Here is a 23,865-nt window from a genome sequence, read left to right as displayed (position 1 = left end):
GTCACTATTGCAGTGCCTGTTACAAAAATTCGCGAGCAAGCTCCCTCCCACAGGTTTAGTGCTGGTCTGAAATACAGGGTCGGATTTCAGCCCTTCGCCAACTCCAGCAACGCCCCGCGCCACTTGGCCTCACCAGGCAACGCCAGGAAGAATGCGTTGAGCAGCGATTCGCGAGCAGGATAATCGAACGTCTCCCCGGCCAGATTCAACACCACGCCACCCGCGCCCTCCAGCACGCCTTGAGCGGCCGCTGTGTCCCACTGCGAGGTAGGCGCAAGACGCGGATAGCAATCCGCAGCGCCTTCGGCCAACAGGCAGAATTTCAGCGAGCTGCCGATATTGGTCAATTGCAGCTTGCCTACCGCCGCAGACAATCCGGCCAGCAGCTTTTCCTGTTCCGGGCTTGAATGACGGCGGCTGGCAACCACAGTGAACGACTCGCCAACGCCCGGCTGATTACGGACCTTGATCGGCGTGAGGTGCGCGGTATCGTCGCTGCGCCAGGCACCCAATCCGGCGCCCCCGAAATAACAGCGGTTATTGGTCGGCATCGACACCACACCGAATACCACGCGACCATTCTCGATCAGCGCCACGTTGACAGTGAACTCCTCGCTGCCGGAAATGAACTCCTTGGTGCCATCCAGCGGATCGACCAGCCACCAGCGCTGCCATTGACTGCGCTCGCTCAGCGGAATGTTTGCGTCTTCTTCCGACAGGATGTGAATGCTCGGATCCAGCGCTTTCAATCCTGCGACCAGCAATTCATGGGCGGCGATGTCGGCGGCAGTGACAGGCGAATCATCGGACTTGGCCGTTACCTCCACGCCCGAGCGCCAGAACGGCAGGATGACTTCTCCGGCGCTGCGACAAAGCTCGATGACAGGCACCAGCAACGGATGAGGCAGATCGGCAAAAGCTTGGTTCATGGCTGAAAAGTTCCACGCTGGGTCAGCAGGTCACGCGCCAGGTAAAGCGCCGCCAAGGCACGACCTTCGGAAAATTGCGGGTGCTGCACAAGGCTGGCGAGTTCTCGCAGGTTGATCTTGTCAACGCGCATCGGCTCGGGCTCGTCGCCCGCAAGGCGCTCTTCATACAGGTCGGTGGCCAACACCACCTGAATCTTCTGGCTCATGTAGCCTGGCGACAACGACAGCTCGGTGAGATGCTCCAGTTGCCGCGCGCCGAAGCCTGCTTCTTCCTTGAGCTCACGATTGGCGGCAGCGAGTACATCTTCGCCAGGCTCGACCAAGCCTTTGGGCAATGACAGTTCGTATTCGTCGGTACCGCCGCAATACTCTTCGATCAGTACCGCATGCTCGGCGTCGAGCATCGCCACGATCATGACAGCGCCATAACCATTGCCGCGCCCGACCAAGCGCTCGTAAACGCGTTCGACGCCATTGGAAAAGCGCAGTTGCACTTCTTCAACGCGGAACAGACGGCTGCTCGCTACGATTTCGCGGGCGAGGACAGTGGGTTTCTGGCGCATGACGGAGCTCCTTGGCGTAGACGGGGTACTATACCGTGGCTTTCCCGAATGTCTTTGCCAGAACCACTGCGACTTATTCACAGCCGAGAGACCTGTATGCCTTCTTTGCCCTGGCGCGATATCGACACCGTCCTGCTGGATATGGACGGAACACTGCTGGACCTGCACTTCGACAATCACTTCTGGCTGGAGCATCTGCCTCAGCGCTACGCCGAATTGCACGGTGTCAGCCGCGCCATGGCGGAAATGGAGCTCATGCCGCTGTTCGAAAAGAACGCGGGCACACTGAACTGGTACTGCACAGATTTCTGGAGCGCAGAACTGAAGCTCTCGGTTAAAGAGCTGAAAGTCGAGATCGCCCACCTGATTGCCCTGCGGCCTGATGCCGAGACCTTTCTGGCAGCCATCAGACAGGCCGGAAAGCGGGTGATCATGATCACCAACGCCCACCGCGATTCACTGTCACTGAAGATGGAGCGCTTTGAGCTGGCTCCGTATTTCGAGCGGCTGATCAGCTCCCATGACTACGGATTCCCCAAGGAAAACCCGCAATTCTGGGACGCGCTGCACGCCGATATCGGTTTCGACCCTACGCGCAGCCTGTTCATCGACGACACCCTGCCGATCCTGCGCAGCGCCGGACGGTATGGCGTCAAGCACCTGCTCGCGGTGCGGGAGCCGGACAGCAAAAAGGGACCGAAGGACACGCAAGAGTTTGCGGCGGTTGAGGATTATCGGCAGCTGATCGAGGGGTTATAGGCGGCGGTGCAACACCTGTAGCCGCTCGGCTTGCTGGCGGTGGCGTCTTTGAATTCGCCACCGCCAGCAAGCCGGACTGCTACAGGGAATGGGTTTATTCGGGAATGCGCAAAACCTGCCCTGGGTAGATCTTGTTCACATCCTTGAGCATCGGTTTGTTCGCTTCAAATATCTTCTGATACTTGTTGGGGTCGCCATATACGCGCTTCGAAATGGCGCTCAGGGTATCGCCCTTCTCGACCGTGACAAATCTCGCCGCAGCAACGGGCGGCCCGCTGACAGTAATCTGATCGTCGACACTGCCTACTCCTGCGATATTCCCTGCAGCCAGAATGATCTTTTCCTTTTCTTCCTGACTGGCAACCTCACCCGTCAGCGTGACTTTGTCCCCCTCCACCGTTGCGGTGATGTTCGGGTTGCCCAGACCAACCTCTGAAATATGTTTCTTCAGGACTTCGTCAGCATTGGCGTTCCCTGGGGTCAGCGCATCGAGGATCTTTTCTCCGGCTTCCTTCAGAAAACTGAAAATGCTCATAACTCGTTCTCCCTGCGTTTTTTTGTGATATCCGAATCTCAACCATAGCCGCTACCTGCGCGCTGCTTGGCCGATCCGACCAATGACCCCATCGGCAATCAACACCCCATGCGACATCCTGCCGCGCTAGAATCGGCCAGCCAGCCCTGTGCCTTGCGGAGTGACAATGGATATCAAACAGCTGAAATTCCTGATCGCCCTCGACGAAACCCGTCACTTCGGGCAGGCGGCTGCACGTTGCCATATCACCCAGCCAACCCTCTCGATGCGCCTGCGCAGCCTCGAAGAGGAGCTGGATTTGCCGCTGGTGAACCGTGGTCAGCGCTTCGAAGGTTTTACCGCGCCCGGCGAGCGGGTACTGGCGTGGGCGCGCACGGTGTTGGCCGCTTATGACGGTTTGCAGGCCGAAGCCGCTGCCTGTCGCGGGCACCTGGTCGGTACATTGCGATTGGGTGTAGTGCCACTCTCCAACTTTGATGCATTGCCCCTGTTGCAACGCCTGCACCAGGTCCACCCGAACATGCGCTTCGAATTATCGTCACTCAGTTCCGAGCAGATCCTCGATCAACTCGCCAGCAATCGTCTTGATCTGGGCGTGTCCTATCTGGAGCGTCTGGATACCGATCGCTTTGACTCCATGGAACTGGCCGAAACCCGCATGGGCCTGATGTACGATCAGCGCCATTTCAGTTTTGGCGAGGAGCCGCTGAGCTGGGAAAGCCTGATCGAACTGCCACTGGGCATGCTCACCAGCGGCATGCACTTTCGTCAGTCCATCGACCACAACTTTCACAGCCGTGGCCTGCAACCCCAGCCGCTGATTCAAACCGACGCGGTGCATCAATTGCTGCAAGCGGTTCATGGCGGATTCTGCTGCGCGATCATGCCGCTGGATGGAGGGCTGGAGACTCTGACCGAACACCTGCGCCTGCAACCCATCGAACACGCCCAGACCCTGGCCCGTCTGGGCCTGATCATGCGTCGCGCGGCGCCGCGTTCGGCACTGGCTGAGGCCTGCTTCGCCCTCTATCAGAATATGATCGCGCCATCTTGATCGACGTCATCTATCAAGACATCAGTACTAGCAATTAGACGTTATCCGACCGGAGGCCTAGGCTAACAAGCCTGAATACTCTGCCGGTAATTCCCGATGCATCCCAAGCACACGGAGAGCACGGCGCCCGCAAAACAACTGCCCGCGCCTGCCGCAAGCCAGTCTTACAGCTACTCGAACCTCGAGCACGACACCTGCGAGCCCAACGTTCTCGCCGAAGAGGTGGCGCTGGCCATTGCCTATAACGGCATCAGCCAGGCGGTGATGCTGGTGACGCCTACCGACCTCGAAGACTTCATCGTAGGGTTCAGCATCGGCAGCGGCATCATCGAATCCCCAGACGAAATCTACGACATCAAGCTTGGCGGCTGCGGCTCGGCTCAAACAGCCGAAGTGGAAATCGCCAGTCGCGCTTTCTGGAACCTCAAGACTCAGCGTCGGCAACTGGCGGGCACCAGCGGCTGCGGGCTGTGCGGCGTGGAAGCGGTCGAACAGGCGCTGCCAGAGCTGAACGTGCTGCCCGGTGCTGCGCTGCCCCCGGCGCATTGGCTCGAAGGGCTGCGCGAACGTCTGGACGATTTTCAGCCCCTGGGCCAGCACTGCGGTGCGGTCCATGCAGCAATGTTCATGAATGACAAGGGCGAATTGTTGATGGGCCGCGAAGACATCGGTCGTCACAACGCGCTCGACAAACTGATCGGTGCGCTGGTTCGCCAGAGCATCCCGACCGAAGGCGGCTTGGCTATTGTCACCAGCCGCTGCAGCCTCGAACTGATTCAAAAAGTCCTAAGGGCCGGCATTCAAACCCTGGTCAGCCTGTCTTCGCCCACGGGCCTGGCGCTGCAGTGGGCACGCCGTCACAACCTCAACCTCATTCATCTGCCAAAACACAGTGCGCCGCGGGTTTACAGCCCTGCCTTGGAGAACAAAGCGTGAGCATGCACAAACAAGCCGACAAGACCCCAGTTCCACGCTACAAGCCCTACAAAGGCCCGGCCGGTGGATGGGGCGCGCTGATCAGCGTTACCCAAGCCTGGCTGACCAGCGACAACGCGCTGAAAAACCTGCGCATGATGCTCAAGACCAACCAGAACGGCGGCTTCGACTGCCCGGGCTGCGCCTGGGGCGATTCGCCCGAAAGCGGCATGGTCAAGTTCTGCGAAAACGGCGCCAAGGCGGTCAACTGGGAGGCCACCAAGCGCCGCGTCGATCCGTCTTTTTTTGCCCGCTACAGCGTCAGCTCGCTGCTGGAACAAAGTGACTACTGGCTGGAATACCAGGGTCGTCTGACCGAGCCGATGGTCTACGACGCCGAGTCCGATCGTTACAAGCCGATCGCCTGGGACGATGCGTTCGCCCTGATCGCCAAACACCTGAACAACCTGCCAAGCCCGAACATGGCCGAGTTCTATACCTCGGGTCGGGCCAGCAACGAAGCGGCGTATCTCTATCAGCTGTTCGTCCGCGCCTACGGCACCAACAACTTCCCCGACTGCTCGAACATGTGCCACGAAGCCAGTGGCGTCGCGCTGTCGCAGAGCGTGGGCGTCGGCAAGGGCACCGTGACCTTCGACGATTTCGAACACGCCGACGCCATTTTCGTACTGGGTCAGAACCCTGGCACCAACCACCCGCGCATGCTCGAACCACTGCGCGAAGCCGTTCAACGCGGTGCTCAAGTGGTCTGCGTCAATCCGCTGAAAGAGCGCGGCCTGGAACGCTTCCAGCATCCGCAACATCCTCTGGAAATGCTCAGCAACGGGTCCGAGCCGACCAACACCGCGTATTTCCGGCCCTCGCTGGGCGGCGACATGGCGCTGTTGCGCGGCATGGCCAAGTTCCTGCTGCAATGGGAGCGCGAAGCGCAGGCCAACAACGAACCTTCGGTGTTCGATCATGCGTTTCTCAACGAACACACCCACGGCGTGCTGGACTACCTGGCAGCGGTCGATGACACCAGCTGGGATTTCATTGTCGAGCAATCGGGCCTGCCACTGAGCGATATCGAGCGATCTGCGCGCATGTACGTCAAAGGCAAGAATGTGATCATGTGCTGGGCGATGGGCATCACCCAGCATCGTCACTCAGTGCCGACCATTCAGGAAGTCGCCAACCTGATGCTGCTGCGCGGCAACATCGGCAGGCCAGGCGCCGGCCTGTGCCCGGTTCGCGGCCACAGTAATGTGCAGGGCGACCGCACCATGGGCATCAACGAGCGCCCACCGGCGTTCTTCCTTGATGCCCTGGAAAAACGCTTTCAGTTCAAAGTGCCGCGCGACAACGGCCACAACGTGGTCGAAGCGATTCACGCGATGCTCGAAGGCCGCTCGAAAGTCTTCATCGGTCTGGGCGGCAACTTCGCGCAAGCGACGCCCGACAGCCCGCGCACCTTCGAAGCCCTGCGCAACTGCGACCTGACCGTGCAGATCAGCACCAAGCTCAACCGCAGTCATCTGACCCACGGCAAGGAAGCGCTGATACTGCCGTGCTTCGGTCGTACCGACATTGATATCCAGGCCGATGGCCCGCAAGCCGTGACCGTGGAAGACTCATTCAGCATGGTTCACGCCTCCAACGGTCAGCTCAAGCCGCTGTCGCGCCACATGCGTTCGGAGCCTGCGATTCTGGCGGGCATCGCCAACGCAACGCTCGGCAAGCAACCTGTCGACTGGCTGTGGCTGGTGGAAGACTACAGCCGCATTCGCGACCTGATCGCCGATACCATTCCGTCGTTCAAGGATTTCAACGAGAAGATCAAGAATCCGGGCGGTTTCTATCTGGGTAACTCCGCTGGTTCACGCAAGTGGAACACGCCAAGTGCGCGCGCCAACTTCAAGTCGAACCAGTTACCGAACGATCTGGTCCACGAAAGCATTCGCGGGACGGGTATCGTGCCGGACCTGATCATGCAATCGATGCGCTCCCACGATCAGTACAACACCACTATCTATGGCCTGGACGACCGTTATCGCGGCGTGAAGGGCCAGCGTGACGTGATGTTCCTCAACGAAGCCGACATCATTCGTCTGGGCTTCGTACCGGGCCAGAAGGCCGATATCGTGTCGATCTGGGGCGACCACATCGAGCGTCGTGTCAAAGGCTTCACGCTGTTGCCGTTTGACATTCCCGCAGGCCAAGCGGCTGCTTACTACCCAGAGGTCAACCCGCTGGTGCCGCTGGAAAGCGTGGGAGACGGCAGCCACACACCGACCTCCAAGTTCGTGGCGATCAAACTGGAACGGCATGTGGAGACGGCGCGGATCATTTGACTTCAGGCACCTGATGATCTTGTGGGTTTGATCCGCTCACGAGATCGCTGCAAATTCTGCGGGAGGGCATATTCACACCCATTCGCGCGAAACGCCCTACACGCCTGCCACTCATTCGCCCACAAAAAAGGCCCGAATCGCGTGATTCGGGCCTGTCTGAAGTAATCTAAGACTCAGCAAAACCGCTTAAGTTCCCGGCTAAAAACAATAAGTTAGCAATTTGTATACAAGTCGTGTTATTCGTCGGATTTCGATTGTGACATTTTCTTCATACTTGCAGGATCGCGTCGTCATCCCTACGAGCATCCATACATGAAGTATTCCTCGATTCTGTTGTTGTCCCTCTCCCTGGCCACCGGTTTCGCCTCTGCTGGCGACAACCTGACGGCTGGTGTGGGCGGCGCATTGGGTGGGGTACTGGGTTCGGCTGTTGGCCAGCAACTTGGCGGCAGCACCGGATCCGCGATTGGCGCAGGCCTTGGCGGCGCCGCTGGTGGCGCTGTTGGCGCAAACCGCCACAACCGCACTGAAGCCGCCATCGGCGGTGGTCTTGGCGCCGCAGGCGGTAACGTCATCGGCCGCAGTGTCGGCGGCAGCACAGGCAGCCTGATCGGCGCAGCAGCCGGCGGTGGCGCCGGTGGCGCGCTGGGCAACTACATGGGCGACCAGAGCCGTCATGACGATGACAACCGTCGAGGTTACCGTGGCGATCGTCGTGACTACCACCACGGTCGCGGCCACCGCCATCACGACAACGGCCGTCATCGCGGCTGGCGTCATCGCTGACAGTCAGCGCACTCGCTATAACCTTCACACACCGGCCGCCCTTACGCGGCCGGTTGTCGTTTCAGACCACCAATTGCTCCAACGCCTGACGCAACCGTGCAGGAATCGGCACCGGTTGATTCGACGCCCGATCCACGAACACATGCACGAATCTCCCCGCTGCACAGGCCTCCTCCTCGCCCGTCTTGAACACCGCCAGTTCATACTGCACCGAACTGTTGCCGAGCTTGCCGACCCGCAACCCGATCTCGATCAGGTCCGGATACGCAATTGACGCGAAGTAATCGCAGGATGAACTGACCACAAACCCAACTACGTCCCCATCGTGAATATCCAGCCCGCCACGCTCGATCAGATAGCTGTTCACGGCGCTGTCGAAGAAGCTGTAGTAGGTGACGTTGTTTACGTGCCCGTAAATGTCGTTGTCGTGCCAGCGCGTGGTGATGGGCTGGAAATGGCGGTAGTCGGAACGTTGTGGGGTCGGTTGGGGCATTCATTATTCCTCTGCTAACGATGAAACCGCTGGACCTGCTGTGTAAGCCAATCACGTACCCGGGCATATGGATAGTCTTCCAGCACCGCGAACCCGGGGGTATTTCTGGCTTTTAGCCTGGTAAACAACGGCACGCTGATCCCGCACAAAAACCGGGTCAGGCATTCGACGCTGGGGTCGTGGCCGCGCGCGTCCATATGCCTAGTGATGAACTCGCCACACAACCCGTCAAAATCCTGTTGTTCAAGCGGCGTGAGTTCCGCAGGTTCAGGCAAGTGCGCAACCTTGCCCGCACACACCGAGCAATGCCCGCAATGCTGCGGCGCCTGTTCATCGCCAAAATACTGCGACAGACGGTGGGCCAGACACTGATCGCTTGCGAAAAGATCAAGCATCGCGTGGATGCGCGCCACTTCGGTCGTCTCGTGATGAACGAAGTAATCGTGCAACTCTTCGCTCAAGGCGTCGGAGTCGAAATCAGTCACCAACAGACTGTAAACCTCGGTCATCTGCTTGCTTTCAAGCTCGATCCAGCCTTTCTCCTGAAAGAAGTCCAACGCCGTCACTACCCGCGCGCGGTCGGCCTGATATTGCTGATACATGGCGTCGAAATTAACCGTGGCCCACGTCCGCGCACGGCTTGAGGTCTCCACCAATGCTTGCACGAACTGCTGACGCTCCCCTTGAAAACGCTGCACCAGGTGCTCGGGTTCGATCAGGTACTTGAACCTGTATTCGGCGAAGTAGGAATAACGCGGTGCAATGATCCCGCGCAGCTCCAGCTGGACCAGCAACGTCTTGAGCGGCAACTGGCGAATGTTGCTCATGTCCGAAAGCGGCAGCAGCAGGAACTCCCACTGGCCGTCATTGCGAGCGTTGAGCAAATCCTCCAGTACCCTGCGGATCCCCTCGCGCTCAGGCGTGTCGCCGTACACGAAGTTCTCCAGCACATTGAGGCTGTCGCGATTGGCCAGCACCAGACATTGCGACTCCGCACCGTCACGCCCTGCCCGGCCGATTTCCTGGCTGTAGTTCTCGATGGATTTGGGCAGGTCGAAATGCACCACGTTGCGAATGTCGCTCTTGTCGATGCCCATGCCGAAGGCGATGGTGGCGACGATGCAGTTCAGGCGCCCGTCCATGAACTGGCGCTGGATCGACTCGCGTTTGTCATGAGGCAAACCCGCGTGATAGGCCTGAGCGGGAATGCCGCTTTGCGCCAGGTGCGCTGCGACGAACTCGGCAGTCTTCTGCAGGGTGACATAGACAATGGTTGGTTGCCCCGCGCGCTCACCCAGCCACTGAACAAGACGCCGGCGTTTATCTCGACCCGGAATTGGCTCGACCGACAGAGTGAGGTTGGGACGGTAAAAGCCTGTAGTAACCACATCGTTCGGCTCGATGGCGAATTTGGCTTGCATGTCCGCGATGACTTGCGGGGTCGCTGTAGCCGTCAGCAGCAGAGTCTGTGGGATGTTGAACTCGCGCTGGTAGTCCGGAAGCTTGAGGTAGTCAGGGCGAAAGTTATGCCCCCACTCGGAAATACAGTGCGCCTCGTCGACCACCAGCAACGAAATCGGCACCTGAGCGATGAAATGCCGAAAACGCTCATTTTTTAGGCGCTCGACGGAAATCATCAGAATCTTCAGCTCGCCCGAACGCGCTCGGCTCATGACATCGGCCACATCGTCGCGGCTCTGCGCCGAATCGATACTCGCCGCGGCAATACCGTGGCGTTGCAGGAACGCCAGTTGGTCCTGAATCAACGCCAGCAAGGGCGAGACCACTAACGTGAGGTGCGGCAGCAACAATGCCGGCAGCTGATAACACAGCGACTTGCCGGAGCCCGTCGGGAAAATCGCAGCCGCCGAGCGCCCCGCTAACACGGCGCTGATAGCGGCCTCTTGTCCGGAACGAAACTGCCGATAACCGAAAACCTGCTCAAGGGTTTGATGCATAGCTGCCACTCCATGGACCGTCGCAAGGGTGTTGAACCTTAGCGCGGCAGGTTTGGGCGCAGTACACCTAAACCGTTACAGAAATGCCAATCAGCATACATCGCTGATGCAGAACCGATACGAGTACTAGCAAAACAACATCGCGACGATTAACCTCGCCGCCACAGACATTCACGTTACATGTCGCTCGTTTTCGCAGGCCCTGATAACGCCCGAAAACCGGGCTACGCCAAGGAGAGGCAATGCAGCCCAACCAACAGCCCAAGGACGAGGGGCAAACCGTCCTGCAACGTCTGGCGCCGGATCAGTTCGACGTCGTACTCGGCTCCCACCCCACCAAACGAAAAGTCGCACATACCAAAAGCAGCTGGCCGCTCAGCAGCGTGGTTATCTGTCTCGCATTGGCCATAGCGATCGTCTTTCTGGCCCTGCGGATGTTTCACACACCCAAAGCGTCCCAAATCGCTATCGCCCCGCCACCAGCCGTAGAAATAGGCGAAGAGTCCGCAACGGTTGCGCCCCCTGCCGATATCCGCACCACGGAACAGGTGGTCTATGTAGCGCCAAAGCTCGAAACAGCACAGCCTGTGGCCTCGAAGCCACTGGATGATTGCTTGAAAAACGGCAACGTCATTGATCGCGACGTAATCAACTGCCGCTTCGGCGAAGCGCAACCCACCGACTACAACGCACCCCGCCCACAGGGCATGGTTTCCGACCGCTACATGGCCGATTACAAGGCGGGTGCCGCCAGGCCCAAAGCCGAACCCAGTGGTCGACGTTATGAAGTGGCCGGTGTCCTGATACGTGAAATTGACAGCCGCAACCGCTACGAAGCCCGCTACCGCATCTACAACAACCACGTCGAAAACAGCAGCGTGTGCATGAACTTCAAGACCGACAGCGTCGAATACCGCGAATGCCGCCGCGCCGCAGAACCCTACTTCAAGGACATGTGCAGCGACTGGAGCAAACGGCTGGCCAAGGACAAGGACGAGAAGAACAAGCAGGCGCAGGAGCAATATTGCGAAGCCGCGCGGACGTATCGGCCTTAGGTCAGAACAATTTTCAACCCCTGGCATCGACAAATCCTGATTCCGGTGGTCATACCTTCCGCCAAGCAGAGGCTTTCACGCCGATCACTTCAGGAAACCGTCATGACCCGCACTCGCTACTTACCGCTATTGCTCACCGCGCTGATCGCCACACTCGCTGGTTGTGGCGACAAAGAGGCCGAAAAGCCCGGCAGCGCCGCAGCGGACGCGCGGGGGTTGTCGAAGTCGATGACGGTGGATGTCAGTGGGGCGCTGAATCTGCATTACGAGGCCAAGGGCGACGCAGTCGGCGTAGGCTTTTTACCAGGCAAACTGCCCGGTTCAAACTGGCTGACCTTGAGTGCGGACCAAGAGGCCGAAGGTGATCGCAACGAGGTCAGCATCGGCCCCATCCTGGGCTTCTCCTTCGACAACCCGGATCAGGAAAAGCAGGCCATCATGTTTCAGGGCGGTCGCGTGGAAGTCGCCCATGATGAAAACAGCGCCTCCTATGACACCGGCTCGTACTATCAGTACTACGACACCGACAAGAGCGGCGCCAACAGCAACGTCAGACTCGACTTCAGCAAAATCGAAAAACTGCAGTCCGACAACAAACTGCTGGACCGCTATCGCCTCGTTGGCACCTTCCAGTTCAATGCCGCCCTCTCCCCCGAACAGCCCACCGACGATTGCACCAGAGAAGCCGCCGCCTACGCCGCCCAGCACGGCGAACGCCACCCTGGCTTCGATGCAAAGCTGTGCAACGCCAAGAGCGTCGTCGCCAAGGGCAGTTTCGATATCACCCAGGATTTTCCGGTGATGGGCAAGGCGGGGTGAGCATCCCTCAAGTTGATTCCTTGGCCGCGTGATAGCACCGCTGATGTTGATTCTGCCCGAGGGGCGTGGGAGCTCGGCTTGCCAGCGATCTGCCGGGAACCGGCCGCAAAATCCTTCGCGTCTTACAGGCATTCCAGACACGCACTACAAACTCTGAACCACCCTCCGATGTAGGCTTGTAAGCCACCCGAAGCTACCTGTACTAACCATGAAAGCGCGTGCACCACTTCCAGACGACAAAGATATGCGTCAATTGCTGGCTTTGCTCACCGAAAACCTTGGAGAGCTGGATATGAGCCAGTTAGGCTCCAACACCTCGATCAACCATGATCTGGATTGCGATGGCGATGACGCTGCGGAACTGATGGCAGACTTGGCAGAGCAGTTTCCCATCGACTTCATCGACTATGACGCTTACAGGTACTTCAACTCCGAGGGCTATGATCTGTTCAGATGGCGGCGATCGGAAGACCGACGCGCAAGCATTCCTCTGACGCTAGGAATGCTTCATCACGCCATCAAACATCGGCGGTGGGTGACAAAGGACATCGAGGCGCTGCCACCCGAAACGCGAACATAAAAAAACCGCCCCAAAGGGCGGTTTCTTTTTCAACAGAACCCGATCTTACAGCTTCGGACCCGCTGCCTTGATCGCGTCGCTCACGTCGAACTTCTTGAAGTTCTCGATGAACAGACCGGCCAGTGCTTTTGCCGCTTCGTCGTACGCTGCTTTGTCAGCCCAGGTGTTGCGTGGGTTGAGCAGAGCGGTGTCGACGCCTGGTACCGACTTCGGCACGTCCAGGTTGACGGTGGCCAGGTGCTCGGTTTCTGCACCGATGAGCGCGCCGCTCTGGATGGCCGCGATGACGCCACGGGTGGTCGGGATGTTGAAACGCTTACCGACGCCGTAGCCACCGCCGGTCCAGCCGGTGTTGACCAGGTAGACCTTGGAGCCGAAGCCGCGGATGCGCTTGATTAGCAGCTCAGCGTATTCACCAGCCGGACGTGGGAAGAACGGTGCGCCGAAGCAGGTGGAGAAGGTCGACTTGATGCCGGCGCCCGAGCCCATTTCGGTGGAACCAACCAGTGCGGTGTAGCCCGACAGGAAGTGGTAGGCCGCTTGTTCTTCGCTGAGGATCGACACTGGCGGCAGAACGCCGGTCAGGTCGCAGGTCAGGAAGATCACAGCGTTCGGCTCGCCACCGAGGTTCTGCTCGGAGCGTTTTTCAACGTGCTCCAGCGGGTAGGCTGCGCGGCTGTTCTGGGTCAGGCTGCTGTCGGCGTAGTCGGCGTGGCCATTGGCGTCGAGAACAACGTTTTCCAGTACTGCGCCGTGCTTGATGGCTTTCCAGATGACAGGCTCGTTCTTCTCGGAGAGGTCGATGCACTTGGCATAGCAACCGCCTTCGATGTTGAACACCACGCCCTCACCCCAACCGTGTTCGTCGTCGCCGATCAGGTAACGGCTTTCGTCTGCGGACAGCGTGGTCTTGCCAGTGCCGGACAGGCCGAAGAACAGGGTGACGTCGCCTTCTTCGCCGATGTTGGCGGCGCAGTGCATTGGCAGCACGTCAGCAGCTGGCAGCAGGAAGTTCTGCACCGAGAACATGGCTTTTTTCATCTCGCCGGCGTAACGCATGCCAGCGATCAGCACTTTCTTCTGTGCGAAGTTGAGGATCACGCAACCGTCTGAATTTGTACCGTCACGCTCTGGCACGCATTCGAAATTCGCAACGTTCAGAACCTGCCATTCCTGGCGACCGGCCGGGTTGTACTGAGCCGGATTGATGAACAGGCAACGACCGAATAGGTTCTGCCAGGCAGTCTGGGTGGTCATCTTGACGGCCAGGTAGTGATCTTCGGCAGCGCCTACGTGAACGTGGGAGACGAAGTGTTCCTGAGCGTTGTTGAACGCCTCGACGCGAGCCCACAGGGCATCGAACTTGTCGGCCGGGAACTTGCGGTTGATCGGGCCCCAGGCGATAGCGTCCTGAGTGGATGGTTCTTCAACGATGAAGCGGTCAACTGGCGAACGACCGGTGCGATGGCCAGTTTCCACGACGAGTGCGCCAGTATCGGACAGGACGCCTTCTTCGCGTTTGAGGGCTTCTTTAACCAGATCGTCAACACTGAGATCGGTGTAAACGGCGTTATTGGCTTGCGTCATGAGATTCCCCGTCGGCCCGCTGGCCGAGTGCTCCAAACGTTTTGTAGTAGAAAAACCCAAACTACTACAGCTAAAAAGTGGGCCGGATTATGCCAGAAAAGCCCAAAAAAGGTAGGGCCCTCCTGTCAGAACTACATAATGAAGAACGCGGCCCGCTGGGCGGAAACCATTCAGCCCAGCATCGGCACTACATAAAAACTACATCAATGACGGGTATCCGAAGGGGTGTCGACCCCGCCGCCTGCAAACAGCTGCGCTACATCGGTTGCGTCGAAAAGATAACGCTGATTGCAGAACTGGCAATCGATCTCAACGGTGCCGTTGTGCTCGATCACCAATTGCTGTGCATCTTCCAGACCAAGACTGACCAGCGCATTGGCAGAGCGCTCACGCGAGCAGCTGCAACGGAATATCAGAGGCTGAATATCGAACATGCGCACCGCGTCCTCGTGGAAAAGACGATGCAACACGGTTTCGTTGTTCAGGCTCAACAGCTCTTCGGCGGTCAGGGTATCGACCAGGGTGTTGACGTGTTGCCAGCTGGCTTCGCGCTCTTCCGGGTCAGTCAGGCGCGCCGGTGGCAGTTGTTGGAGCAGCAGGCCGCGAGCGCGTTTGCCGTCAGCCTTGATCCAGAATCGTGTAGGCAACTGCTCGGACATCACGAAGTATTCAGACAGACACTCCGACAGGTCCACACCGTCCAGCCCTACAATGCCTTGATAGCGCTTGCCCTGGCGCGGATCGATGGTCATGGTCAGATCGCCGTCGGGCATCAGCTCTTTCAGCGTAGCGTCAGGCGTTATAAGGCTTTCGTCGTAACGGGCGATGCCGCGAATCTCGCGCTCGCTGGAGCACTCGACCATCAGCAGGGAAACCGGGCCTGGTGAGCGCGCCTGCAAGACCAACAAACCGTCAAATTTCAATGTGCCGACAAGCAACGCTGCTGCGGCGAGCATTTCACCCAGCAACTGGGCCACGGGCTCGGGGTACGGATGCTTGGCCAGCACTTCGGCGTAGCTGCGCTCCAGCGCCACGAGCTCACCGCGCACGTCGCTTTCGTCGAAGATGAAACGCTGGGTGTAATCGATATCCGGGAAATCATGCATAGAAATTGGTATCTGAAGTAATGACAAGTTGATGACAAACGCCTATAAAACGCGGTTTAGCACCGCTGGGTGCATTGTCATGCCGATGGGGGCATTTTATGGACTATCCCGCGCTGTTCCAACCCAAGTGGAACGCCAAAAAATTCCTGCTGTGTAATCTGGTAGCGCTCGTGCTGCTGTTGGTGTGGATCTGGCCTACAGGCCATGCGGCTTTCACTCAATTCGACGAGTGGTTTTTTCACCTGCTGAACCGGCCGCTGGAGCAGAACAAAGTCTGGCTGTGGATCTGGACAATCGCCAGTATGCGCCCCTTCGATATTGTCGTTGGCCTGATTCTGCTGATGCTGCTGATCAAGGGTGACTGGGTCTTCAAGGCCGTGCAGACACGCGCCGCGTTGATCGGATTCGTGCTGACACTGATCTTGCTGCTGATCATCCGCACTGTCTTTTCCAAGATCATCGACCACAGCTCGCTGCAGCACGACAGCGCCTCGATGGTGATCCCTGATGCCATAAAACTCAGCGAGATCTTCCCGACGCTGGAAGACAAGTGGCAGCTCAAGGACCGCTCCAGCCAGAGCTTCCCGGGCGACCACGCCTCGGTACTGCTGATCTGGGCGATGTTCATGACCGTATTCAGCCGCAGTGTCGGCCAGCGCGTGATCATCTGGGCACTGGCCTTCCTGTTCATGATGCCGCGCCTGGTCGCAGGCGCGCATTGGGGCCAGGACGACTACATCGGCGGCGTGATGATTGCTTTGTTGGCTTTGGGTTGGAGTTGCTACACGCCGTTCGTTGCGGTGGTGACTGGCTGGCTGCTTCGTGCCACGGCACCGCTTTTCAATCTGTTCGGGCGTTTTCCGCTGCTGCGTTGCTTGAGTATCATGAAGCCGGGTGCACATCTGTAGATCGATCAAAACCTGTAGCAACCAAGCTTGCCGGCGATGGCGTTGTTGAAATCGCCTCCGCCGGCAGGCCGGACTTTGATCCAGTTGCCCTCAATCATCCCCGGAATGAAACTGGAACAACTGCCGACGCTGTTTCTTGGTCGGTTTGCCATCGGTCGTTACCCCCAGGCTTCCAGCCTTGCGCATCTCGGCAGCCTGCTCGCGCTTGGCCAGGCTTTCTGGAGTTTCGCTGTAGAGCAACTGCGCTTCGGGGGCCCCACGGCGAACGATGGACAGGGCGTTGACTACCACGGTGCGCTCGTCGAACCCGGCGCGAATCTGAAACTCGTCGCCGATGCGCGGCTCCTTGCCCGGCTTGCATCGCTCGCCCCGACAATGCACCTTGCCACTTTCAATCGCCGCCTTGGCCAACGCGCGAGTCTTGAAGAAGCGCGCTGCCCATAGCCACTTATCCAAACGAACCTTGTCGTCTTCGTCTGACTTTTGTGTCATCTGAATTCCTCAATCGGGTGATAGTCAGAACTGTACTACGCAACGCCGAGCACGCAGTAATTTCAAGCCTTGGTTAGAATCCCCTCCACGCAGCAAGGGGAATGCGTTCTGGTGTTCGTCAGGCTATCGTTCTCGGGGTTGTCACAATCTGGACCGAGTTGAGCGTTAGAGTCATCGCCGCAGGCATCGTGCACGCCTGAAGAGCGGACTTTTTCGCCGACTGCGGAATTTTTCTGATGCAGGCCCGGTATTTTTCGGACCTGCATTCAAGCCATTGACCCAGGCTGTTCCAGGTGTCTGGCAGAACGCGCAAACGTACGGAATCGCTTTGAAAACATTCGACCATCTCACAGTCATCGGCCTTCGCGAATGGGTGGCGCTGCCCAACTTGGGGGTCGCCGGGCTGCGCGCGAAGATCGATACCGGGGCGAGCACTTCCAGCCTGCACGCCACGGAAATAGAACCCTTCGAGCGCGATGGCGAGAAGTGGGTGCGCTTCAACGCTCATCTGGGCACGGTGGTGCAACTGCGTCATCGACGTTGCGAGGCCCAACTGGTGGCGATGAAAACCATCAAGAGTTCCAACGGTCATTCACAGGTGCGATACGTGATTCGAACTACGCTGGCGCTGGGCGATCGCGTCTGGCCGGTGGAATTCACCCTTGCCTGCCGCAAGGCCATGCGGTACCGATTGCTATTGGGTTCAAAGGCTCTGATCGACGGCCAGTTGGTGGTCAATCCGGGCATTACATACGTTCAGGACAAGCCGGCGTTCCCGGCCTCTAATTCCTCTCCCACAGGTGTTGCATGAAGATCGCTGTGCTTTCGCGAAACCCGCGTCTGTATTCAACTCGTCGCCTGGTCGAAGCTGGTATCCAGCGGGGCCACGAGGTCGTGGTGATCGATACCCTGCGCGCCTATATGAACATTGCCAGTCATAAGCCGCAGATCCACTATCGAGGAAAACCCCTGGAAGGCTTCGACGCGGTCATTCCCCGCATCGGCGCTTCCGTGACCTTCTACGGCTGCGCCGTGTTGCGTCAGTTCGAAATGATGGGCGTCTTTCCGCTCAACGAATCCGTCGCCATAGCCCGCTCCCGCGACAAACTACGCTCGCTGCAGCTGCTGTCGCGGCGTGGCATTGGGCTTCCGGTCACAGGCTTCGCCCACTCTCCGGACGACATCCCCGATTTGATCCAGATGGTCAACGGCGCGCCGCTGGTGATCAAGGTGCTGGAAGGCACTCAGGGCATCGGCGTGGTGCTGTGCGAAACCGCAACGGCAGCGGAATCGGTCATCGAAGCGTTCATGGGCCTGAAGCAGGACATCATGGTTCAGGAGTACATCAAGGAAGCGGGCGGCGCCGATATTCGTTGCTTTGTCGTCGGCGATAAGGTCATCGCCTCGATGATGCGCCAGGCCAAGCCGGGGGAGTTCCGCTCCAACCTGCACCGGGGCGGTACTGCAAGCCTGATCAAGATCACCCCAGAAGAGCGCATGACCGCAATCCGTGCGGCCAAGGTCATGGGCCTGAGCGTCGCGGGGGTAGACATCCTGCGCTCCAACCACGGACCGCTGGTGATGGAGGTAAATTCGTCGCCCGGACTGGAAGGCATCGAAACCACCACCGGCAAGGACGTGGCAGGGATGATCATTCAGTACAGGTGACGTTAGTAAAATCGCCACCGCCGGCAAGCCGGACTGCTACGAGGATCAGACCGACCAGCTAATCCGCGTCCCTGGGCAGTAGTAATCCCAACGGCAAACGCACTCTGGCTTCAAGCCCACCCCCCGAGCGGTTGCGCAACTCGACATTGCCGCCGTGCATTGCGGCGATGCGCTTGACGATTGCCAGACCCAGCCCCGTCCCTTTTCCGCTTCGAGCGCGATCACCGCGTATGAAGGGGTTGAAGATGCCCTCCAGCTCCGACGGATCGATACCCATGCCTCGGTCCAGCACGCTGAGCACCACATAAGGTGCGCCGCTGTCGCCGGATACGTACGCCGCCACTTCGACACCATTGCCCGCGTGATGCATGGCGTTGCCGATGAGGTTGTTGAGCAGGCGCTTCATCGAGACCCGGCGCAATGGGAACGGGGGAATGGACTCAAGGCACAGGCGCACCTGCTCCACAGGGCTGTTGTACGGTGCGACGACTTCGTGAACCAGTTCGACCAAATCGACTTCTTCGACCTCCTCGTCGCGCCCGTCGCGGATGAACGCCAGAAACTGATCAAGGATGGCGTCCATGTCTTCGATGTCACGAACCATGCCTTCCATGAACTCGTTGTCGACCGGCATAAGCTCCAGCGACAGACGCAATCGCGTGAGAGGCGTACGCAGGTCGTGGGAGACACCTGCGAGCATCAACTCGCGCTCCTGCCCCGCCTGCTCGACGTCTTCAGCCATCTGGTTGAAAGCGCGGTAGACCTCGGTCATTTCGCTGGGGGTGTCGCTGACAGGGAGTCGGACACTGCGCCCCTGACCTAACTGGCGGGCTGCAAATACAAGGCGCTTGAGCGGCTGGTTGAGCTGGCTGACGAAGATCCAGGCTGAAGCAGTCGACAACAGGCCGATCGCCAGGAACCAGCCCAGGACGCTCCAGATTTTCTGGCCGCGCAAAGGGTGTGGATAGAGAGGAACTTTCAGCCAGCCATCGCCCAGACTCGGCGCTCGCACCCACAAGGCAGGCGGCGCATGAACGCGAAGTCGCACCTCGGTATCGGCGCCGAGTTCGGCCTGCATCTGGCGCTGATAGATTTCCGAGTACGGCCAGTGCTGCTCGCCTTCAGGTACACCGCCACCCACCACACGAATCAGGCCCGCCGCGTCGGCGATGGTCTGTCGATCGCTTTCGTCGGCTGCCCAGTAAGCCCGCAAAGTCAGAGCGACGCCGTGGCTGTACTGGCGATCAACCAGAACGTCTTCGTTCATCAGCAGATAAACCAGGGTCAGCGCCTTGGAAAACAGGACGACGATGAGCACCAGCCACAACGTGCGAGAGAAAAAGCTTTGCGGGAACCAGAGCGGTGTCTTCATAACAGCAGCTACACACTTTGCAGGAGCGAGCCAGGCTCGCGAAATTTCGCGGATAGCAACAGACAGCAAAACCAGCCACGCCGATGCCTGCTTTCAGGTGCATCGAGGTGACTGGCTAGCGTATGCAGGCGTGCAACGCGCCCGGCAAGCAACCTGTCGACTTGCTGTTACTGCTTGCCGGCACCATCCGGCACGAACACATACCCCACGCCCCATACTGTCTGAATGTAACGCGGCTTGGCGGCGTCCACTTCGATCAGGCGGCGCAGACGGGAGATTTGTACGTCGATCGAACGCTCCAGCGCATCCCATTCGCGGCCACGGGCGAGGTTCATCAGCTTGTCGCGGGTGAGCGGTTCGCGTGCGTGCATGACCAGCGCTTTGAGCACGGCGAACTCACCGGTGGTCAGCATGTGGACTTCGTCGCCCTTCTTCAGCTCGCGCGTGGCAAGCGACAGCTCGTACTCGCCGAAAGTGACGGTTTCGTCTTCGCTGGCAGGCGCGCCGGGTACCGGTGCGGATTGACGACGCAACACGGCTTTGACGCGAGCCATCAGTTCGTCAGGGTTGAAAGGTTTGGCCAGGTAATCGTCGGCGCCAAGTTCCAGACCCTTGATGCGACTCAGCTCGTCGCCCTTGGCGGTCAGCATGATGATCGGAACCTGATTGTTCGCGGCACGCAGTCGGCGGCAGGCGGACAGGCCGTCTTCACCGGGCAGCATCAAGTCCAGCACCACGAGGTGAAATACTTCGCGAGCCAGCAGGCGGTCCATTTGCTCCACGTTGGCCACAGCACGGGCGCGATAGCCCTTGCTGGTGAAAAAGCGTTCTAACAGGCTGCTCAGGCCCGGGTCATCGTCAACGATGAGGATTTTCTCGCCTTCAGCCGTTTGTGCAGTGCTGCTCATTGGAAGCTCCTTTGATCTCGGCGCGCATTATGGCGTAGCTGCTGTGATGCGCACCGTGTGCATTGTTAGCAGATTTTTCCTGAGCCGCCACTGGTGCTCTGCTTCGCGGCTTTGCGAATGCCGCGGTTGTGACCACACAGGCGCTTTTGCGGCATCTGACAGGGCGGTCCCCTAATCGGGGTTCACTGGGTATAATGCGCCGCCCTCAAGGTCAGGCAACACTCGCTTGCGGCGGTTCGCCAGCAGCTGATTTTTTGCACACACATTTGCCAGGTGGTTTTATGGACAGTATCAACAGCCGCATCGCCGAGGAACTCGGTGTCCGCCCGCAACAGGTCGAAGCGGCCGTCGCGCTACTGGATGAAGGCTCTACGGTGCCCTTCATCGCTCGCTACCGTAAAGAAGTGACTGGCAGCCTCGATGACACGCAATTGCGTCATCTGGAAGAGCGCCTGCGCTATCTGCGCGAGCTCGATGAACGCCGCATCAGCATCCTCGCCAGCATCGAAGAGCAAGGCAAGCTGACCCCGGAACTGGCACGCGACATCAAACTCGCCGACACCAAGACCCGCCTCGAAGACCTGTACCTGCCGTACAAACAGAAGCGCCGCACCAAAGGCCAGATCGCTCTGGAAGCCGGCCTTGGCGAGTTGGCGGACGGTCTGTTCAACGACCCGAGCCTGACACCCGAGACCGAAGCCGCACGTTTTGTCGACGCCGAAAAAGGCTTCGCCGACGTCAAGGCCGTGCTCGAAGGCGCCAAATACATCCTCATGGAGCGCTTCGCCGAAGACGCCACGCTGCTGGAGAAACTGCGCAGCTTCTTGAAGCACGAAGCCGTGATCAGCGCGCGGGTCGTTGCCGGCAAGGAAGAAGAAGGCGCGAAGTTCCGCGACTACTTCGAACATGACGAGCCGCTCAAGAGCATGCCGTCGCACCGCGCCCTGGCGATTTTCCGCGGCCGCAACGAAGGCATCTTGAGCTCTGCATTGAAAGTCGGTGAAGAGCTGCCGGGCACGTTGCATCCGTGCGAAATGATGATCAGCGAGCGTTTCGGCCTGCAGAATCAGAATCGTCCGGCAGACAAATGGCTGGCGGAAGTCGTGCGCTGGACCTGGAAGGTCAAGCTCTATTCCCATCTGGAAACCGATCTGCTGGGCGAACTGCGCGACGGCGCCGAGACCGAAGCGATCAACGTTTTCGCCCACAACCTGCACGACCTGCTGCTGGCCGCACCTGCCGGGCCGCGTGCGACACTGGGTCTGGACCCTGGCCTGCGCACCGGCTGCAAGGTGGCGGTAGTGGATTCGACCGGCAAGTTGCTGGACTACGCAACAGTCTATCCGCACGTTCCGAAAAATCAGTGGGATCAAACCATCGCCGTGCTGGCCGCACTCTGCGCCAAGCATTCGGTAGACCTGATTGCCATCGGCAACGGCACCGCCAGCCGTGAAACCGACAAACTGGCCGCGGAGCTGATCAAAAAGTACCCAGGCCTGAAGATGACCAAGGTCATGGTCTCCGAAGCGGGCGCATCGGTGTACTCGGCGTCGGAACTGGCATCGAAGGAATTCCCGGATCTGGACGTGTCGATCCGTGGCGCCGTGTCCATCGCTCGTCGCCTGCAGGACCCACTGGCCGAACTGGTAAAAATCGATCCGAAGTCCATCGGTGTCGGCCAATATCAGCATGACGTGTCCCAGCTCAAACTGGCGCGCGGCCTCGATGCTGTGGTCGAGGACTGTGTGAACGCCGTAGGCGTTGACGTGAACACTGCTTCGGTCGCGTTGCTGGCTCGCATTTCCGGCCTCAACACCACCCTGGCGCAGAACATCGTCACTCACCGTGACGAAAATGGTGCTTTCAAAACCCGCGCCGCGCTCAAGAAAGTCGCGCGTCTGGGTGAGAAGACTTTCGAACAGGCCGCAGGCTTCCTGCGTGTGATGAATGGCGATAACCCGCTGGATTCGTCGGCCGTTCACCCTGAGGCCTATCCGCTGGTGCAGCGCATCGCGGCTGAAACTGACCGCGACATTCGTTCGCTGATCGGTGACGCCAGCTTCCTCAAGCGTCTGGACCCGAAGAAATTCACCGACGAGACCTTCGGGTTGCCGACTGTCACTGACATTCTTCAGGAACTGGAAAAGCCTGGTCGCGATCCGCGCCCAGAGTTCAAGACCGCCGAGTTCCAGGACGGTGTCGAAGACCTGAAAGACCTGCAGCTGGGCATGATCCTGGAAGGCGTGGTCACCAACGTGACCAACTTCGGCGCCTTCGTCGACATCGGCGTTCATCAAGACGGTTTGGTGCATATCTCTGCGCTTTCGGAGAAATTCATCAAGGACCCGCGTGAAGCGGTCAAGGCCGGCGATGTGGTGAAGGTCAAGGTCATGGAAGTCGACATTCCGCGTAAACGTGTAGGTCTGTCGATGCGCATGAGCGATACACCAGGCGAAAAGATCGACGGTGCTCGTGGCGCACGTCCAGGCTCGGCGCCGCGCCAGCAGCAGGGCAGCGCTCCACGCAAAGAACCCGCAACGGCAGCCCCGGCCAACAACGCCATGGCTTCGCTGTTCGCTAACGCCAAACAATTGAAGAAACGCTGATGGAAATCCCGGAAGGCCTGACCGAGAGCGCCTATTTCAAGACACTGGGCTGCAAACTGGTGCGGCTGGGCGACGGTGTCGCCGAGGTCACGCTGGCGCTGGAACCGCATTTGCGCAATCGCGGCAACGTGATGCACGGCGGCGCGCTGTTCAGCCTGGTCGATATCGCCATGGGGCTGGCCTGTTCCAGCTCCCATGGCTTCGACAAGCAAAGCGTGACTGTGGAGTGCAAGATCAACTACGTACGCGGTGTTCCGGACGGCGAAGTGACTTGCATCGGCACGGTGCTGCATGCCGGGCGGCGTACGCTGGTGGTCGAAGCCGAAGTGCGCCAGGACGACAAGCTGGTCGCGAAAGCGCAAGGCACGTTCGCGATCGTCTAGCTGTCCGATAGGGATATGGGTTAATTTCGGCACTG

Annotated in this window: 23 protein-coding genes; 13 read left to right on the top strand and 10 right to left on the bottom strand. The window is 59.1% G+C overall.

Features of this window, described 5'->3' with window-relative positions; translation table 11 throughout:
• Positions 1-86: 86 nt before the first annotated feature.
• Complete coding sequence (gene cysQ, locus BWR59_RS06805) at positions 87-929, bottom strand: 3'(2'),5'-bisphosphate nucleotidase CysQ (protein WP_081564861.1); 843 nt, start codon at positions 927-929, stop codon at positions 87-89.
• Positions 926-1,492 carry an ADP compounds hydrolase NudE gene (gene nudE / locus BWR59_RS06800; protein ID WP_081564860.1) on the bottom strand — a complete coding sequence of 189 codons (567 nt, stop codon included), beginning with the start codon at positions 1,490-1,492 and terminating at the stop codon, positions 926-928. Before nudE ends, cysQ begins: the two co-directional genes overlap by 4 nt.
• Positions 1,493-1,588: 96 nt before the next feature.
• On the opposite strand from nudE, the gene yrfG reads away from it, so the two are divergent.
• Positions 1,589-2,251 (top strand): GMP/IMP nucleotidase, encoded by a 663-nt coding sequence (gene yrfG, locus BWR59_RS06795; RefSeq protein WP_081564859.1) that lies wholly within the window; start codon positions 1,589-1,591, stop codon positions 2,249-2,251.
• Between the two features lie 94 nt (positions 2,252-2,345).
• Here yrfG and lysM read toward each other — a convergent pair whose 3' ends face one another.
• Positions 2,346-2,786 (bottom strand): peptidoglycan-binding protein LysM, encoded by a 441-nt coding sequence (gene lysM, locus BWR59_RS06790; RefSeq protein ID WP_081564858.1) that lies wholly within the window; start codon positions 2,784-2,786, stop codon positions 2,346-2,348.
• Between the two features lie 166 nt (positions 2,787-2,952).
• Here lysM and BWR59_RS06785 point away from each other — a divergent pair, with 166 nt between their 5' ends.
• From BWR59_RS06785 to BWR59_RS06770, 4 genes are all read left to right on the top strand, one after another.
• Positions 2,953-3,840 carry a LysR family transcriptional regulator gene (locus BWR59_RS06785; protein WP_081564857.1) on the top strand — a complete coding sequence of 296 codons (888 nt, stop codon included), beginning with the start codon at positions 2,953-2,955 and terminating at the stop codon, positions 3,838-3,840.
• Positions 3,841-3,936: 96 nt separating this feature from the next.
• On the top strand, positions 3,937-4,776 hold the full coding sequence (fdhD, locus tag BWR59_RS06780) for a formate dehydrogenase accessory sulfurtransferase FdhD (RefSeq protein WP_081564856.1): 840 nt from the start codon (positions 3,937-3,939) through the stop codon (positions 4,774-4,776).
• A gap of 2 nt (positions 4,777-4,778) precedes the next feature.
• Complete coding sequence (locus BWR59_RS06775) at positions 4,779-7,109, top strand: FdhF/YdeP family oxidoreductase (protein ID WP_168184460.1); 2,331 nt, start codon at positions 4,779-4,781, stop codon at positions 7,107-7,109.
• A 312-nt stretch (positions 7,110-7,421) separates the two neighbouring features.
• Positions 7,422-7,895, top strand: a complete 474-nt coding sequence (locus BWR59_RS06770; protein WP_081564854.1) for a glycine zipper domain-containing protein — start codon at positions 7,422-7,424, stop codon at positions 7,893-7,895.
• Positions 7,896-7,956: 61 nt separating this feature from the next.
• On the opposite strand, the gene BWR59_RS06765 is transcribed toward BWR59_RS06770, so the two are convergent.
• Both BWR59_RS06765 and BWR59_RS06760 read right to left on the bottom strand, forming a co-directional pair.
• Positions 7,957-8,388: a thioesterase family protein gene (locus BWR59_RS06765; RefSeq protein WP_081564853.1), complete on the bottom strand. Its 432-nt coding sequence runs from the start codon at positions 8,386-8,388 to the stop codon at positions 7,957-7,959.
• Positions 8,389-8,402: 14 nt separating this feature from the next.
• Positions 8,403-10,346 (bottom strand): RecQ family ATP-dependent DNA helicase, encoded by a 1,944-nt coding sequence (locus BWR59_RS06760; RefSeq protein WP_081564852.1) that lies wholly within the window; start codon positions 10,344-10,346, stop codon positions 8,403-8,405.
• A gap of 242 nt (positions 10,347-10,588) precedes the next feature.
• Here BWR59_RS06760 and BWR59_RS06755 point away from each other — a divergent pair, with 242 nt between their 5' ends.
• The 3 genes from BWR59_RS06755 (at position 10,589) to BWR59_RS06745 (ending at position 12,800) form a co-directional block, all read left to right on the top strand.
• Positions 10,589-11,401 (top strand): hypothetical protein, encoded by an 813-nt coding sequence (locus tag BWR59_RS06755; protein ID WP_081564851.1) that lies wholly within the window; start codon positions 10,589-10,591, stop codon positions 11,399-11,401.
• 102 nt (positions 11,402-11,503) lie between these two features.
• Complete coding sequence (locus BWR59_RS06750) at positions 11,504-12,220, top strand: hypothetical protein (protein WP_081564850.1); 717 nt, start codon at positions 11,504-11,506, stop codon at positions 12,218-12,220.
• 208 nt (positions 12,221-12,428) lie between these two features.
• Positions 12,429-12,800, top strand: coding sequence for a DUF1493 family protein (locus BWR59_RS06745; RefSeq protein WP_081564849.1), 372 nt, complete (start codon positions 12,429-12,431; stop codon positions 12,798-12,800).
• Between the two features lie 45 nt (positions 12,801-12,845).
• Here BWR59_RS06745 and BWR59_RS06740 read toward each other — a convergent pair whose 3' ends face one another.
• Together BWR59_RS06740 and hslO are read right to left on the bottom strand one after the other, a co-directional pair.
• Entirely contained in the window at positions 12,846-14,387 is a 1,542-nt protein-coding gene (locus tag BWR59_RS06740; RefSeq protein WP_081564848.1) for a phosphoenolpyruvate carboxykinase, read from the bottom strand.
• Positions 14,388-14,590: 203 nt separating this feature from the next.
• Positions 14,591-15,493 (bottom strand): Hsp33 family molecular chaperone HslO, encoded by a 903-nt coding sequence (gene hslO, locus BWR59_RS06735; protein ID WP_081564847.1) that lies wholly within the window; start codon positions 15,491-15,493, stop codon positions 14,591-14,593.
• 98 nt (positions 15,494-15,591) lie between these two features.
• Between hslO and BWR59_RS06730 the strand changes: the two genes are divergently transcribed.
• Complete coding sequence (locus BWR59_RS06730) at positions 15,592-16,401, top strand: phosphatase PAP2 family protein (RefSeq protein WP_081564846.1); 810 nt, start codon at positions 15,592-15,594, stop codon at positions 16,399-16,401.
• A gap of 90 nt (positions 16,402-16,491) precedes the next feature.
• Here the strand turns inward: BWR59_RS06730 and BWR59_RS06725 are convergent, their stop codons facing one another.
• The gene (locus tag BWR59_RS06725) at positions 16,492-16,893 is read right to left on the bottom strand and encodes a S4 domain-containing protein (RefSeq protein ID WP_081564845.1); all 402 of its coding nucleotides are present in this window, start codon (positions 16,891-16,893) and stop codon (positions 16,492-16,494) included.
• Between the two features lie 355 nt (positions 16,894-17,248).
• Here BWR59_RS06725 and BWR59_RS06720 point away from each other — a divergent pair, with 355 nt between their 5' ends.
• Together BWR59_RS06720 and rimK are read left to right on the top strand one after the other, a co-directional pair.
• On the top strand, positions 17,249-17,704 hold the full coding sequence (locus tag BWR59_RS06720; protein ID WP_178111215.1) for an ATP-dependent zinc protease: 456 nt from the start codon (positions 17,249-17,251) through the stop codon (positions 17,702-17,704).
• Entirely contained in the window at positions 17,701-18,561 is an 861-nt protein-coding gene (rimK, locus tag BWR59_RS06715) for a 30S ribosomal protein S6--L-glutamate ligase (RefSeq protein WP_081564843.1), read from the top strand. Before BWR59_RS06720 ends, rimK begins: the two co-directional genes overlap by 4 nt.
• Before the next feature lie 58 nt (positions 18,562-18,619).
• Here rimK and BWR59_RS06710 read toward each other — a convergent pair whose 3' ends face one another.
• Positions 18,620-19,933 carry an ATP-binding protein gene (locus tag BWR59_RS06710; protein WP_081564842.1) on the bottom strand — a complete coding sequence of 438 codons (1,314 nt, stop codon included), beginning with the start codon at positions 19,931-19,933 and terminating at the stop codon, positions 18,620-18,622.
• Positions 19,934-20,100: 167 nt separating this feature from the next.
• Entirely contained in the window at positions 20,101-20,841 is a 741-nt protein-coding gene (ompR, locus tag BWR59_RS06705) for a two-component system response regulator OmpR (RefSeq protein WP_081564841.1), read from the bottom strand.
• Between the two features lie 281 nt (positions 20,842-21,122).
• Here ompR and BWR59_RS06700 point away from each other — a divergent pair, with 281 nt between their 5' ends.
• Positions 21,123-23,447 carry a Tex family protein gene (locus tag BWR59_RS06700; protein ID WP_081564840.1) on the top strand — a complete coding sequence of 775 codons (2,325 nt, stop codon included), beginning with the start codon at positions 21,123-21,125 and terminating at the stop codon, positions 23,445-23,447.
• Positions 23,447-23,830: a PaaI family thioesterase gene (locus BWR59_RS06695; RefSeq protein WP_074757916.1), complete on the top strand. Its 384-nt coding sequence runs from the start codon at positions 23,447-23,449 to the stop codon at positions 23,828-23,830. The genes BWR59_RS06700 and BWR59_RS06695 overlap by 1 nt, the downstream gene beginning before the upstream one ends.
• Positions 23,831-23,865: the final 35 nt, after the last annotated feature.

It is taken from the genome of Pseudomonas sp. Bc-h (genome assembly GCF_002080045.1).
Lineage (GTDB): Bacteria > Pseudomonadota > Gammaproteobacteria > Pseudomonadales > Pseudomonadaceae > Aquipseudomonas.
The sequence above is the reverse complement of the archived record's forward strand: the minus strand, read 5'-3'. Positions and strand labels throughout refer to the sequence as shown.